General features: G+C 54.7%; 13 protein-coding genes. 10 read left to right on the forward strand and 3 right to left on the reverse strand.

The features are described 5' to 3' along the window. Positions 1-70: 70 nt before the first annotated feature. From JJE36_02080 to JJE36_02120, 9 genes are all read left to right on the forward strand, one after another. Positions 71-592, forward strand: coding sequence for a YtxH domain-containing protein (locus JJE36_02080; protein MBK5211097.1), 522 nt, complete (start codon positions 71-73; stop codon positions 590-592). A 162-nt stretch (positions 593-754) separates the two neighbouring features. After that, positions 755-1534 (forward strand): PRC-barrel domain-containing protein, encoded by a 780-nt coding sequence (locus JJE36_02085; protein ID MBK5211098.1) that lies wholly within the window; start codon positions 755-757, stop codon positions 1532-1534. Further along, a complete protein-coding gene (locus JJE36_02090; protein ID MBK5211099.1) occupies positions 1527-2660 on the forward strand; it encodes a polysaccharide deacetylase family protein in 1134 nt (377 codons plus the stop codon). The genes JJE36_02085 and JJE36_02090 overlap by 8 nt, the downstream gene beginning before the upstream one ends. 50 nt (positions 2661-2710) lie before the next feature. Continuing rightward, the gene (locus JJE36_02095; protein ID MBK5211100.1) at positions 2711-3694 is read left to right on the forward strand and encodes a nitronate monooxygenase; all 984 of its coding nucleotides are present in this window, start codon (positions 2711-2713) and stop codon (positions 3692-3694) included. 8 nt (positions 3695-3702) lie between these two features. After that, positions 3703-4671, forward strand: coding sequence for an ACP S-malonyltransferase (locus tag JJE36_02100; protein MBK5211101.1), 969 nt, complete (start codon positions 3703-3705; stop codon positions 4669-4671). After that, entirely contained in the window at positions 4671-5474 is an 804-nt protein-coding gene (gene fabG, locus JJE36_02105) for a 3-oxoacyl-[acyl-carrier-protein] reductase (protein ID MBK5211102.1), read from the forward strand. Before JJE36_02100 ends, fabG begins: the two co-directional genes overlap by 1 nt. A gap of 59 nt (positions 5475-5533) precedes the next feature. Next, on the forward strand, positions 5534-6790 hold the full coding sequence (fabF, locus tag JJE36_02110) for a beta-ketoacyl-ACP synthase II (GenBank protein MBK5211103.1): 1257 nt from the start codon (positions 5534-5536) through the stop codon (positions 6788-6790). Between the two features lie 9 nt (positions 6791-6799). Continuing rightward, positions 6800-7252, forward strand: a complete 453-nt coding sequence (fabZ, locus tag JJE36_02115) for a 3-hydroxyacyl-ACP dehydratase FabZ (protein ID MBK5211104.1) — start codon at positions 6800-6802, stop codon at positions 7250-7252. An 11-nt stretch (positions 7253-7263) separates the two neighbouring features. Next, entirely contained in the window at positions 7264-9690 is a 2427-nt protein-coding gene (locus JJE36_02120; GenBank protein MBK5211105.1) for an acetyl-CoA carboxylase carboxyltransferase subunit alpha, read from the forward strand. Here JJE36_02120 and JJE36_02125 read toward each other — a convergent pair. The 3 genes from JJE36_02125 to JJE36_02135 all read right to left on the reverse strand — a co-directional run bounded on the left by JJE36_02125 (position 9687) and on the right by JJE36_02135 (position 13614). After that, complete coding sequence (locus JJE36_02125; protein ID MBK5211106.1) at positions 9687-10280, reverse strand: 5-formyltetrahydrofolate cyclo-ligase; 594 nt, start codon at positions 10278-10280, stop codon at positions 9687-9689. The two genes, JJE36_02120 and JJE36_02125, sit on opposite strands and share 4 nt — an antisense overlap. Positions 10281-10353: 73 nt before the next feature. Further along, positions 10354-11715 (reverse strand): Nramp family divalent metal transporter, encoded by a 1362-nt coding sequence (locus tag JJE36_02130; GenBank protein MBK5211107.1) that lies wholly within the window; start codon positions 11713-11715, stop codon positions 10354-10356. A gap of 3 nt (positions 11716-11718) precedes the next feature. Next, entirely contained in the window at positions 11719-13614 is a 1896-nt protein-coding gene (locus tag JJE36_02135) for a magnesium transporter (GenBank protein ID MBK5211108.1), read from the reverse strand. Between the two features lie 297 nt (positions 13615-13911). Between JJE36_02135 and JJE36_02140 the strand changes: the two genes are divergently transcribed. Next, positions 13912-14619: a glycosyltransferase family 2 protein gene (locus tag JJE36_02140; protein MBK5211109.1), complete on the forward strand. Its 708-nt coding sequence runs from the start codon at positions 13912-13914 to the stop codon at positions 14617-14619. Positions 14620-14622: the final 3 nt, after the last annotated feature.

Consider the following 14622-nt stretch of genomic DNA (forward strand, 5'->3'; position numbering starts at 1 on the left):
CGCACTTTGGGTATACTATAGGTGTACATCAGAAGCTAGTTTAATTGTTTCGATTTCGGAGGTGTTTGCTATGGGGAAGAGCAACGGTATTGGCGCGTTCATACTGGGCGGAGTCATCGGCGCAGGGTTTGGTTTGCTTTTTGCTCCACGTTCAGGCCACGAAACGCGTGAATGTCTTACCGACAAGGCGTTGGAGTTTTGGGATCAAGCCGATGAGGTTTACGAGACCGGGCGCGAGCGTGCGACGGATGCTTATTATGCCGGTCGGGATATGACTACCGAAGCCTATAACACTGGTCGCGAGCGTGCGACCGAGACAGCCGAGCAGGTTCGTGAAAAAATTGACGAGGCGCGTGAGCGTTTGTTCGATTTGGTCGGCACAAAGGATGAAGTTGCCGGGGATTTGACCGGTGCAAAGGATGAAGTTGCCAAGGATTTGACCGGTGCAAAGGATAAAGTTGCCAAGGATTTGACCGGTGCAAAGGATAAAGTCGCGGGGGATTTAGCCGATGCAAAGGATAAAGTCGCCGGGGATTTAGCCGATGCAAAGGATAAATTGACGTCGAGCACTTCGGCCAATCCGACAGCATGAACAACTGAATCGACATGTATTTAATAGGGCACTTCAAGGTGATGCCCGTTAAGTGACAAAATGGAATCGGCCTCGCATTAAACGGGGTCGATTTTGTACTAGGAGAATAGACACTCATCATGCGGCGTTCGTGCGCTCGGCACGTAAAAAGGAGAAACTACGATGGCCACCGTATCGTTGCGGCAGATATACCGCTGTCAAGTCGTCGATCAGAATCGCGAGGTCATCGGCACTGTAGATGATGTGCTGTTCCATCCGCGAGATCCTCTTGCCGTCGGGTTTTCGGTAAAACCCTTCCGAGTAGGCGGAGTCGTGCCTCTCCCGAAGAGATATCTTTCATTTCATCGCTCTGCGTTTGATTCCGACGGCCGGCTCGAAGTCGTTCTCGACGAAGATATCACCGATGAGAAGAAAGCGACGAAAGAGGCAAACGCCGCATGGGGGACGAAAGCGGAGCGGGAACTCGGTTTTTTGTGGGACGATACGATTATTTATTACGGGCAAGCGGTGTTCATCGAGTCGGGAGCACATCTCGGCAAGGTGAGTGATGCTCGTTTCGATATCGAGTCGGGTACGATTAACGGAATTCAGGTGACTGCGGGCACTGCTGCCGACGCCGCCTTGGGCAAACGGACGATTCCGGGCAAAAGCGTTCTCGGATTTAGCCTCGAACATTACGGCATACTCGTTGATGACTCGGCGGCAGAGATCCCCTTCGAGGGAGGAGTTGCCGAATCTGCGGGGAAAGCTACGGCAGTTGCGACCGATGCGGCTCAAAAAGTCACTGAAACCGCCGTCAAGGGGATTGCGAAGGCGACGGTGTACACCGAGCGCGCCGTTCAACAAGCAGCAAATTCGCCTGCCGGGAAAAAGGCACGAGGGTGGTTGAGCAGTTTTGCTGAAAATGTCAAAGAGGCGATGAAAGATGAGGAGAATGGGTAAGACGTATTACTGGGTGTTCGTCGCTTTGGCAGTGATGGCCATTGCGGCAGCAATCTATTTCAGCGGTGCCGAAAAGACGGTGCTTTCGTCGAGTTGCATCGTGACCTATCAAGGAACGAAGCAAAAAGCAACCACACGAACCACCGTCGACGAATTTGTAAAGAAAGTCGGCAACCCGACGGCGCTGCCGGGTAACCTTCTCGGTCTCGACGAATCGGTTATCGAGACCGGTACGGGAGACCCCCTTTTGTATGCGATCGATGATGCAATCGTTCCGGGATCGACTTACTTGAGGAACGGCGATGTCGTCTCGACCGTGAATGGAGCGAGTCGCAAAGAACACACCGTCAAAATCATCAAAGAGGGTCGCGTGGGATTCACCCGTATCGGGAACGGACCTGTCGTTTCGGTGGCGTCAGCCGGAAGGGATCCGATCGTGACGACCGTTAAGGGTGAGAAGAGCGGTATCGTCGTGTCGAAGAAAGAAACGCTGATCGGCATTAAGCCGGAGGTTTTATACCGAGAATATCGAAACGACAAAAATAAGGTCGTCGCATTGACCTTCGACGATGGTCCGAACCCGGGTGAGACAGGGAAAATCTTGGCTATTCTGAAGAAAGAGAATGCGAAAGCGACCTTTTTCATGATCGGAACGAATGTCGAGAAATATCCTGTGCTTGCAAAAAAAGTGAGTGACTCGGGAAACCAGGTGGCGCTTCACTCATACCACCACGTTTCACTGACCACAAAATCCTTTGCAACCATCAAAAATGAAATTTTGAAAGGGAAAGCCGTCATCCTCAAAGCAACAGGAAAAGTCCCGACTTGGATGCGACCGCCCTATGGGGCTGTGGACGGGACGGTCTATGATGCAATTAAAAATGCGAATTTGGGTGTCGCATTTTGGAACGTCGACACCATCGACTGGCGGAGGCCGGGCAAGCAAAGAATCATCAATCGGGCCGTGTTCGGCATGAGCCCGGGTGTGGTTATTTTGATGCATGACGGCGCTGGGAACAGGTCGCAAACGGTCAAAGCTCTTCCGGGCATCATCGGTGAGTATCGGGATGCCGGCTATCGATTCGTTACCATCGAAGAATACTTTGAACTATTAAGTAATAAGTAAAAAGGGTATACTTGGACTTCCATCGGAAAAAACCGGTCTGGAGGACCTTCATGAAAACACGTGTGACAGAACTGTTGAGAATAGATACTCCCATTATCCAAGGAGCCATGGCGTGGGTTGCCAATGCAAGTCTGGCCGGCGCGGTAAGCGCAGCAGGCGGTCTCGGTATCATCGCCGCCGGTGCTGCCCCTTTGGATTGGATCGAGGAGCAAGTCAAGATCGCGCGCACGATGACGACTAATCCCATCGGTGTCAACGTCATGCTGATGAATCCGCAATCCCCCGAAATAGCCCTTTTGCTGGCCGAGCTCAGAGTCGATGTGATCACCACCGGAGCCGGCAATCCCTCGCCCTATATCGACGCGTGGAAAGAGGCCGGCTGCAGAGTCGTCCCCGTCGTTCCGTCGAGTGCTCTCGCCGCCCGGATGGAGCGATCCGGAGCCGATGCCGTCATCGCCGAAGGTTCGGAGGCCGGCGGGCACATCGGTGAGCTCACCACCATGGCGCTCATCCCCCAAGTATGCGACACCGTTTCAATTCCCGTCATCGCTGCCGGCGGCATTGCGGACGGACGTGGTATGGTCGCGGCATTTGCTCTCGGCGCCGAAGCTGTGCAAATAGGCACGCGCTTCCTCACGATCGATGAATGCACAATCGCCGATGCCTATAAACAGAAAGTCATTTCCGCAAAAGACTCGGATACGATAGTAACTGGTCGTGCGAGTGGTCATCCGGTTCGCGGATTGAAGAATGCCTTCTCACGTAACGTCCGTCGTATGGAGGCGGACCCATCGGTCGGTGCCGATGAGCTCGAAGAGTATTTTGCCGGCTCGCTGCGTCGGGCCGTTCAAGGCGATGCCGACAACGGCTCTTTGATGGCCGGGCAAGTGGCCTGCCTCGTTCATGAGCGCAAGACGGCACGCGAGGTTATCGTCGACTTGATGGTCGAGGCCGAAGCGCTCGGTGCGCGAGACCTTTTGCAGATGGCGTCGTGTAATGCGACCCGCATTCGAGCCGGCGTGGGCGAAGAGTAGGCGGCATGATGAGTGATGCGAACAGAGGCGCGGCATTGCGTATCGCTCCCGATCGACCGGTATATCTCTTTTCCGGTCAAGGGGCGCAGCGGCCCGGCATGGGTGCCGACTTAGGGGATATTCCCGAAATCGCCGAGGCCTTTTCGTGCGCCTCGGATGTTTTCGGAATGGATCTCAAAAAACTCATAGAAGAAGGCTCGCAAGAAGAGCTCGACAAAACCCGAAACGTGCAAGCGGTTCTCGTCGCACTTTCCTTAGGGATTGCTCGTGGGCTGAGTGCGCGGGGAGTTAAACCTTCTGCCGTCTTGGGATTTTCTCTGGGGCAGATAAGTGCTCTGGCGATTACCGAGATGCTCGGTGTCGAAGAAACCTTCGAACTCGCCGAGACTCGTGCGGCACTGATGGAGCAAGCTGCTGAAAATCACCCGGGCGCCATGTGCGCTCTGCTCGGTGCCGATGAAGTATCGGTGAGCAATCTCTGTGAGAGTTGCGCGCAGGGCGAGGTTCTCGTGGCGGCGAATTTCAACTGTCCGGGGCAAATCGTGATCTCCGGTTCGAAACCGGCGATTGCCCGTGCACAGGAGGAATGGACCGCCCAAAAGAAGCGTTCCTCTCTGTTGGCCACGAGCGGCGCTTTCCACAGTCCGCTCATGCAAGAGGCTGCAGACGATTTCGCGCGCTATCTCAGCACGGTGGAATTTTCTCAGCCCGTCGTTCCGCTCATTTGCAATGTCGATGCACAGCCTTTGCGCGCGGAGTTTGCGGCACAACATTTGGCGCAGCACCTGATACGGCCCGTTTTGTTCGAGCAAAGCGTGTCTTCGTTGCGAGAGGCGGGAGCGGAAACATTCGCCGAAATCGGTTTCGGCGGAGTTCTGACCGGACTGGTGAAGAGAATCGATAGAAGTACCGTTCGCACAACGATTGAAAATAGGACGAGCTTCGACTCGTTTCTCGCGGGACAGGGAGATGCATGATGGATCAAACGATACAGGGAGATAGCCAGGGAGATAGCGACATCCGAGGCAGCCGCGATTTCGACGGGCGTAGCGCGGTGGTGACAGGATCGAGTCGCGGAATCGGGCGCGCCGTTGCCGTTGCTCTCGCACGACGGGGATGCAATGTATGTGTGAACTTTGCCTCCTCTTCCAGCGAGAAGGCGGCGCATGAAACGGCGGACTACCTTGCAGAGACCTTTGGGGTGGATACGATTGTGGTACGTGCCGATGTTGCCGACTCCGTTGAGGTAAGGGACATGATCGAGGCGGCCCGTGAGGCATTCGGCAGTGTCGACATTTTAGTGAACAATGCCGGAATCACACGTGACGGATTGCTCGTCCGAATGAAAGAGGAAGATTTCGACACGGTTATCGATGTGAATCTCAAAGGTACGTTCAACTGCTGCAAAGCGGCGGCGTCGGTGATGATGAAACAGCGTTACGGTCGCATCGTCAACATGGGCAGCATCGTCGGCGTCGCGGGCAATGCGGGGCAGGCGAACTATGCCGCATCGAAAGCGGGCATCATCGGGTTTTCAAAATCACTGGCGCGCGAACTGGCTGCGCGAAACATCACCGTGAACGTCGTCGCGCCCGGTTTCATCGAGACGGATATGACCGGTGCCCTCAGTGAAACGCAACAGGCGTCGATCAGCGAACGCATCGCCGCAAAACGCTTCGGAAAGCCGGAGGAGGTCGCCGAACTCGTATGTTTTTTGGCGGGGGAGAATGCCGGTTATATCACCGGCCAAGTCGTCGGTATAGATGGAGGAATGAACTAATGAATACGAATCGAGAAAACAACATGATTGACGAAAACAACTCGAGCGTGCAAAACGATATGTGCAATTCCGACGGGACCCATCGTGTGGTCATCACCGGTATGGGTGCGATTTCTTCCGCCGGCGCCGGCGTCGATGTCATGTGGGAAAAAGTCATGGCTAAGGAGTGCTGCATCGGTGAACTGACGCGGTTCGATGCGAGTGAGTTCAGTGTGAAAGTCGCCGCGCAGATTCCCGCGTATGATCCCGTCGAGCTCGGACTTTCGAAGAAGGAAGCCCGTCGTTTCGCTCGGTTCGTCCAATACGCCATAATCGCCTCCGATGAAGCGGTGGCGCAATCGGGACTCGATTTCGAGGAGGAAGACACCGCACGTATCGGATGCATTTTCGGCTCCGGCATCGGAGGCCTGGAAGATTTCGAGGATGGTTGTCGAACTTTGCATGATAAAGGTCCGAGGCGCGTCAGCCCGTTGTTGATTCCCACGATGCTTTCGGACATGGCGGCGGGAAACCTTTCGATTCGTTACGGCTTGCGGGGCGAGTGTCTCAATGTGGTGACCGCCTGCGCGACGGGCACACACAATATCGGACAGGCCTATCGAAGCATTCGCCATGGATATCTCGATGCCGCACTTGTCGGGGGGACCGAAGAGGCAATCAGCCCGGTGGCAATCGCCGGATTCGCAAATCTCGGGGCTCTGACCAAGAGCACCGATCCGCTGCAGGCTTCGATGCCCTTCGACGTGCGGCGCAGCGGATTCGTCGCCGGAGAAGGCGCCGGTGCCTTGATCATCGAATCGCTCGAACATGCACTTTCACGTGGCGCGGACATCATCGCCGAAATCGCCGGCTTCGGCTCGACGGGTGACGCGTATCATATGACGTCGCCGGAGCCTACCGGAGAAGGCGTGATTCGTGCGATGCGCCAAGCGCTCGACGAGGCGGGTCTGACGCCTGATGATATCGGTCACTTGAATGCACACGGGACTTCGACCTCGGCGAATGATAAAGCAGAATCGGCGGCGCTCATCGGTCTTTGCGGTGAGAAAGGGCATGACATTCCGGTCGTTTCCATCAAAGGCAGCACCGGTCATATGCTCGGCGCCGCCGGAGCGGTAGAAGCGATCGTCACCGCGCTTTCCGTTGTCAACGATTGTGTTCCTGCCACAACCGGGTTTTCTCAAGCAGATCCCGAATGTCCTGTGCGTGTATTGACCGAGCCGCTCAAGAACTATCCGCAAAAAGTCGCATTGAGCAACTCATTGGGATTCGGCGGCCATAACGCATCGCTTGCCATCAAGGCATACGAAGGGTAGGGGATTTTTATGAGAAGCATCGAGTATCCATGCGGGAAAGAAACGATTGAGGCGGTGTTGCCCCATCGCGATCCCTTCCTGTGGATGAGCCGTGTCAAAGAGTGCGTGCCGGGTGAATCGATCGTGGCCGAACTCGACATAGATGCGGATTTGCCGCTCTTTGTCGGGCACTTTCCAACCCATCCGGTGTTTCCCGGCGTGTTGCTCATGGAGGCTTTGGCTCAATCGGCTTCGTTTTGTATTTTGGTCGAACGGGATAAAGCGGGTAGTATCGGATTCTTTACGGGCATCGATAAGGCGAAGTTTCGTCGCCAGGTGTTGCCGGGAGATACCGTGCGCCTCGAGGCGCACATCGTGAAGTCGTCGTCTCGGATGTGCGTCGCCGAGGTCGAGGCGAGCGTCAACGGAGAGCGCTGCGCCGCGGCAGTGCAAAAATATGTACTCGATAGCTCGCAGTCGTAAGGTTCATTGAGATGAGCGATTCCAAGATTTTAAACTCGGTCGAGATATCGCATAACCTCGCCGCACTCGCCCTCTATCTGCAACGCGCGGGCGCTCCTCGTGTTCTACTGGTTGCGCGCGGGGAGGAAGCCGAGCGTGGCATTCTCGCGTGCAAGAGTGTCGGTCTCGATGTCGGGGTGGTGTTCACCCGGGACATGGCAGACGAGGCATATCTGGGCTATGCCGATCATGCGATATGTATCGGTGAGGTGTTTTCCGAAAATCTCTTCAATAACAGCTATGCCGTGCTTCAGGCTGCCGAAGAATGCGATGCGCTCGCGATTCTCTTGGTTGAGTCGACGCTTTCGCATGTCGACAGCTTCTTCGGCATCGCCGCCGCAAAAGGAATGAAGGTATACAGAGCATTCTCCTCCGCTGTTCTCGATAGCGGGTGGATAGAATGTTCGGCCAGACGGGTCGCGTCGGAGGCTTTTTGGAAAAAATGCCCTCATTGCAATCTGTCTTTCAGCACGGTGAGCCTTGCGGCCAATCATTTCGTCTGTCCGGCATGCGGCGGCTATTATCGTATGTCATCCGTGGAGCGAGTCAGGGATTTGTTCGATGCCGACAGTGCCGTCGAATGGTTTCGCCATCTCCCTCAACTCGATCCGCTTAAGTTTCCGCACTATCCGGAGAAACTCGCAACTGCTCAAGAGAAGACGGGCCTCGATGAGGGAGTCAGATGCGGGGCAATCAGTATCGCCGGCATACGCTGTGCCGGCTGTGTCATGGATTCTCAGTTCTTCTTAGGTTCGATGGGCGCCGTGGTGGGAGAAAAGATCACCCGGACCATCGAGAGGGCGACCGATGAAGGTCTGCCCCTTGTCATATTCACCGCTTCCGGCGGCGCACGAATGCAAGAAGGCCTCATTTCCCTCATGCAAATGGCTAAGATCTCCGCGGCGCTGTCGCGTCACAGCGCTTTCGGTCTGCCCTATATTTCGGTGTTGACCGATCCGACGACCGGAGGAGTCACCGCATCTTTCGCGATGCAGGGAGACATCGTTCTCGCAGAGCCGCATGCGCTCATCGGGTTTGCCGGGAGGCGCGTGATCCAAGGGACCATCAAGCAAAGTCTGCCGGAAGGATTTCAGACCGCGGAGTTCGCCCTCGAACACGGGCTCATCGACGTAATCGTACCGCGGAAGAACATGTGTGAAACACTTGCCTATATTCTCGCAATCCATGAAGCGAGCTCCTCGCGATGCACGATGGAAAACGGGGAGGCTATAAGTTATGCGGCCATATCCGAGAATTTAGCGAGTGATTCGGAGACATATAACGCTTTGCAGTACGGCATAATGCCACAACTTAAAAGGGCCTTGACGACGGTATCGAATCGCTTGAAACAGGTGATGCCCAAGCCGACGGTCGCATCGGGACATACGTTGTCCCACCAAGTGCGCAAACAGTTGGCTTCGGAGAGACGATTGGAGAAACTTTTGTACGGTCGTCTCGATGCCGAAGAAGGGGTTTCGTTTGAAAAGGCCATGGAAGCCGCTTCGTTCGAAAAGGCGGCTGATGCCGCGTTCGAACGTTCGACGAGCAGGGGCGCATTGAAAAAAGAAGGGGTTACCGCCGCGCGCATCGATGCGGCGGTGGCCGTCGAGTCTGCGCCGAACCCCGCATGGGAGAGCGTACAACTTGCACGCAATACTCATCGCCCGACGGCACGTTATTACATCGATGAGATCGTCGACGGGTTCATCGAACTGCACGGAGATCGCGCATTCGGAGACGACGGCGCTCTCGTGTGCGGTTTGGGATGGATCGGGGATCAACCGGTGACGATAATCGCACAAGAAAAAGGTGCGAATCTCAACGAAAGATTGGCGCGTAATTTCGGTTCGGCAATGCCCGAAGGATACCGGAAAAGCCTCCGCCTGATGAAGCAAGCTGAAAAGTTCGAGCGTCCCGTGATATGTTTCGTCGATACTCAGGGCGCATTTTGCGGAGTGGAAGCCGAAGAACGCGGACAAGGCAACGCCATCGCGGATAATCTCATTGCTCTGTCCGGATTGCGAGTACCGGTGATAAGCGTACTCATCGGCGAAGGAGGTAGCGGAGGTGCGCTCGCCTTGGCCGTGTCCGACCGCGTCGCCATGCAGAAAAACGCGGTGTATTCGATTCTCTCGCCGGAAGGTTTCGCCTCCATTTTATGGAAAGATCGTGCGCGTGCGCCCGAGGCGGCTGCCGTTATGAAGATGCGTGCCGATGACGCCTATGAGATGGGAATTGTGGATACGGTAATCTCGGAAGGGGAGAAACCGGCGCATGAGAATCCCAAAGCCGCCGCGGCATTCCTGCACAGTTATCTCACGCGCACTCTCGAGGAACTTACCGTTCTCAGCACGGCTCAATTGCTCGAAGAGAGATACGAGCGATTCAGAAAGTTTTAGACTATCTCACTGGGCGAGACCACGATGTCCATTGCGACGTCATGGTCTTCGCAGGGAAGCTCATCATAAAGCAAATCGTCGAAAATAACGCCGATAGCCGTGGCGGTGCCCCCCTTGGCGGGCAGCATACGATCGAAAAAACCTCTTCCGTAGCCTATGCGTTTGCGCCGACGATCGAACGCGACGCCGGGAATGATGACCACGTCCGCTTCGCTGAAGGCGACGATGGGCCATTCTTCCTCCGGTTCGAGAATTCCGCCGTAGCCTTCGATGAAACTCTTGCCGGCATGATTCCCGCAAAAGAGCGAAGGGTCGCATAGGTGCATGGTAAGAGTGTCGGTCCCCGATACCCGCGGCATTAAAATGCGCTCGAGCGAAGTGTCGGGCGCAGTAAGCAAATCGCATAATGTCGGCAAGATATTGATTTCACCGCCGAAAGGAACATAAGCCGAAATGGTACGGGCGGAGCGCAGGACGGGGAGCGAGAGGAGTTGCAAAGAAAGTTGCTTTGCGGCTCGAGTTCTGGCATCGCCGTCGTAAGAACGCCGACGGGCAAGTGCATCTTTACGTAGCTCAGACTTTGTTAGCATTGTTTTCACCTTATCGGTCCCGGCTGTTATTGTCTCAGCACGATAACTTTTCAGATTCCGAGCGCTTCCGAATTCATCCCCTGATGACTCCCAATTTTTGGAGGAGTGTTCCCACGAGTAATACCGCAGCAAGTCCGATGATTATGACGGTTGTCGCCCACGCGAGCGCGTTGGTCGTTTTGCCATTCGTGTACTTCCCCATAATACGCTTATCGTTGACGATTTTGATTTGAAAAATCATCAGAATCGGCAACAAAATGCCGTTGACTGCTTGCGACATCACCATGATGGTAATCAGGGGAGCGTTCGGAATCAGTATGATGACCGCGCCGACGGCGAGTTCGGATGTGAATATTAAATTGAATGCCGGTGCTTCGGAAAAGGAACGGTCGATTCCGCGCTCCCATCCGAATGCTTCGGTCACCGCGTATGCCGCCGTCAAAGGCAAAATACATGCCGCGAGAAGTGAAGCCCCGGCCAATCCGACCGCGAACAGGATGGTTGCGTATTTGCCGGCCACCGGCGCGAGTGCGAGCGCGGCTGCTTTTGCCGAGCTGACGACGATTCCGTTCTTATAAAGCGTGGCTCCCGTGGCGACGATGATGAACCATGCGACGATGTTCGCGCTTATAGCTCCAGTGATGACATCGACTTTTTGGTAGAGAAGATCTTTTACCGTCACGCCTTTGTCGACTATATTCGATTGCACGAAGAATTGCATCCAAGGCGCAATCGTGGTACCGACAGTCGCCACTACGAGTAACACGAAGTTTATTTTCGGGACGAATTGTGGGACGAATGTTCCATGAAAAACGTCGACCCAATTAGGCTTTGCCAAGAAAGCGGCTATGATATACGTGATGAAGATGCTCGATAGTGCGAGGAAAACCTTCTCGGCATATTTGAACGAACTTCTGGTCACCAGTAGCCAAACCGTCAGGGCTGCGATGGGGACCGATATAAAGCGGCTGACACCGAAAAGCTCGAAGGCCGCAGCAACGCCGGCGAATTCGGCGACAGACGTCGCGGCGTTACTTATGAGTAGCGTCGTCATGGCGAACATGGTGGCTTTGACGCCGAATTTTTCTCGGATGAGCGCCGCGAACCCTTTTCCGCTTACCGTGCCCATGCGGGCGGCCATTTCTTGAACGACCACCAAGGAGAACGTCATGATGAATATCATCCACAACGTCTTATAGCCGAATTGCGCGCCGTCGACCGAGTAGGTCGAAATGCCTCCGGCGTCGTTGCCCGCGCTGGCTGCGATGATGCCCGGTCCCATTGCGGCGAAAATGAAGCCGATTCGGCGCGTCCATGGGATACGGGCTGACTTTATCGCTTGCAGCGTGGACTGTGGTTCCGACTGTTCCGACAAGGATTGCGTCTGTGAAGGCTTCGGCTCCTCTGCTTGTCGTGTGGTGTCTTCGTGAGCCATGGGCTATCCAAGCAGTGCTGTTGCAAACGAAGGAACGAAATATACCAAAGCGATTCCGCTGAGAAGGACGAGCGCGGCGCATACGATCATGGCGATGGCTGAAATGCCGGTGGGCGATACAGGCTTTTCTTCATCGTCGCGCAATACGGCTCGATTGACGAGTGCGGTGACGAGTTGAGAACATACGAGGGCGATTATGAAGACGCATGCGCCATACGCAAGCGCCAAATCAGTGGCAGAGGTTCGCAAATCGGCGAAGCCGAATGTGATGATTCCGGCGAAGCATCCGCCGGCCGCTCCGACGCCGAGTCCGAAAAGGTATCGCCTGGATGTGGACGGTCGATCTTCGGCCTTCATATCGGTGAGGACGTCGACTCCGCGAATGGACGCCTCCTCTATGATAATAAGCAAAATCGGCAGGAGGGACACTCCGATGAGTGCCAGTGAGAGGCTCACGGCAAGGGTCGCGTAAGGGTTTTGCGCCGACAAGATTGTATCGCCCATGCCGAAGGGATGACCGCTTACCAAAGATAATCCGAGGGAACAGGCGAAAAGTGAGAAGAGCCAAACGATGAGCCATCCGTTTCGACGAGGCATGATCCAAGCAAGAGGATTGTCGTCTTTTTTGTGCTCGCTGCGACCCGTCGCACGGACCAAGTCCTCTTCGGCTTCTTCCTCCAAGACGTCGAGCGCATCGTCGATGGTGACGATACCGAGCAGTTCGTGCTTCGAGTTAACGACGGGGACGGCGAGCAAATCGTATTTCGAAATGGTCTCCGCGACATCTTCTTGGTCATCGTCGGGGTTGGCGACAAAGATATCGCGTTCCATAATGTCGCCGAGTTTGTCATCGAGCGGTGCGAGCAAAAGTTCACGCAACGATACGACACCGAGCAAGACATTCTTCTCATCGACGACGTAGACGTAATGGATGGATTCGTGCTCTTCGGCGACGCTGCGGATATGCTCTATGGTTTCATCGACGGTCATCGCTTCTGTCGCGGTTGTGAACTCCGGGGTCATGATGCCGCCCGCTGTTTTCTCACGATACCCGAGAAGTTTTCTGATGGCGCTCGAGTCTTCCAACCCCATCAAACGAAGCAGACGCTCGGATTTGTCGTAATCGAGATCTCCGATGACATCGGCGGCGTCGTCGGGATCCATCTCTGCGAGCAAATCGGAAGCCCGTCGCTCGGAGAGGTCTTCGATGACATCGGTCTGGTATTCATCTTCGAGTTCGGAAATAGTTTCTGCGGCCTGCGAATTGTCGAGATGCGCGAACACGGCTGCGCGCTGGTTCGGGGCAAGTTGCTCCAAAATGTCGGCGACATCGGCCGGGTGCAATTCATGGAGCCGTTTGTGTGTGATGGACAACTTCACTTGGCTCAAGTCATGTTCGAGCAAATCCATGTAGTTCCAGGCGATTAAATTTTCCGAAATGGTTTGTCCGAATAATCCCAGTCCGCGCGCGATGGTTTTCTCGAAGCGAGGTGAAATCGCGCGGAGCAGTCCGCGCATACCGACTTCGGCGCCGAGTAGGCGCAACGAGTTATTAGAATCGGAAAGCTTGAGGTCGTTGACGCGAACGACTTTCATACCCTGTGTGTCGACGATTTGTTTGTTGAGCAAATCGCGGGAAAGTAATATCTCATCGGGTTGCAGATAACTGAACCGTATCGAGGCGGCCGATGTGTTGAGATATACGGCATCAGCCGTGAACTCTTTCACATACTTGCGCCACGACAGCATGAAGGGCGTTTTATCGGGCCCTTTGAATGCAAGCGCAGTTACGCGAGGAAATACCTCGCCGGTTGCGATGGCAATGTCGCTGATTATTCCGATTTGCTCGTCATCGTCGTCAATGACGGGTTTCCCGAGCATCTGGGAAAGATAAATCACGGTGCTCCTCCGTTATGCTGGGCCTCGATGCGCACCGCATGCATAGCAGAAAAACCGTGCTAGACAAACAGAATGCTTATCGAGGCTGGGTACTGTGAGGTTTCACAGAAGTCCTTGTCTCTCGATGAATAGGTGGGGTCTTTATGCGAACATGCGATAAAGACACCTTTGTTGAGTATACACGCTAGCTAGGCACGTTTCGTTGTTAGTGGGATAATAACTGTCTGTGTCTAACCAAGTACGGCTTCCGACGAGCCTGCTCGAGCCTGCCTTCTACCGATTTTGGATACTTATTGCATGGAAAAAATCAGTGTGGTCATCGCGGCGAGAAATGAAGAAACCCGGATCGGTGATGTCCTTGCCGTTCTCATCGAGCACCCGCTCGTCGATGATGTGGTGGTCATGTGCGACAATTGCTCCGATGGCACGGCGGAGGTGGCGCGCGGGTTCGGAGTCCATGTCATCGAGGGGCGGGAGAGACTCGGTAAGACGATGGCCGTGAAAAAGGGGTTGGAGTATGCCAAAAACGACATCCTTGTCCTTCTCGACGCCGATCTCAACGGGCTGACCCTCCAAGATATCACGCGGCTCGTCAAGCCGGTGATTGACGGGCAGGTCGATTTCACCCTCAGCATGAGAGGGAACTCGTCGCATATCTACAAGCTCTTTGGCATAGATTTCGTCAGTGGGGAGCGGGCCATCTCGAAGCGACTTTTGCTCGACCCCCATATCTGGAGCAAGCCGTTACTCGGTTACGGTCTCGAGGTGCTCATGAACGACTCTTTAGTCAAGGCGCAAAAGACATTCCGCAGCATTCCCATGCCGGGTCTTCATGCCACGACGAAAAAGGAAAAAAAGAATTATATTATAGGAACCCTGGAAGACTTTTTCATGACGTTCAATATATTCAGGGCGCTTCCCGTTCATAAGGTTGTCTGGCAATTCTTGAAAATGTCTTATCTGAACAGGAAGTACCGAAAAAATCGGTTGCAGCATTCGGAGTAGATG

The organism is Coriobacteriia bacterium (genome assembly GCA_016649875.1).
Classification (GTDB): domain Bacteria; phylum Actinomycetota; class Coriobacteriia; order WRKU01; family JAENWW01; genus JAENWW01.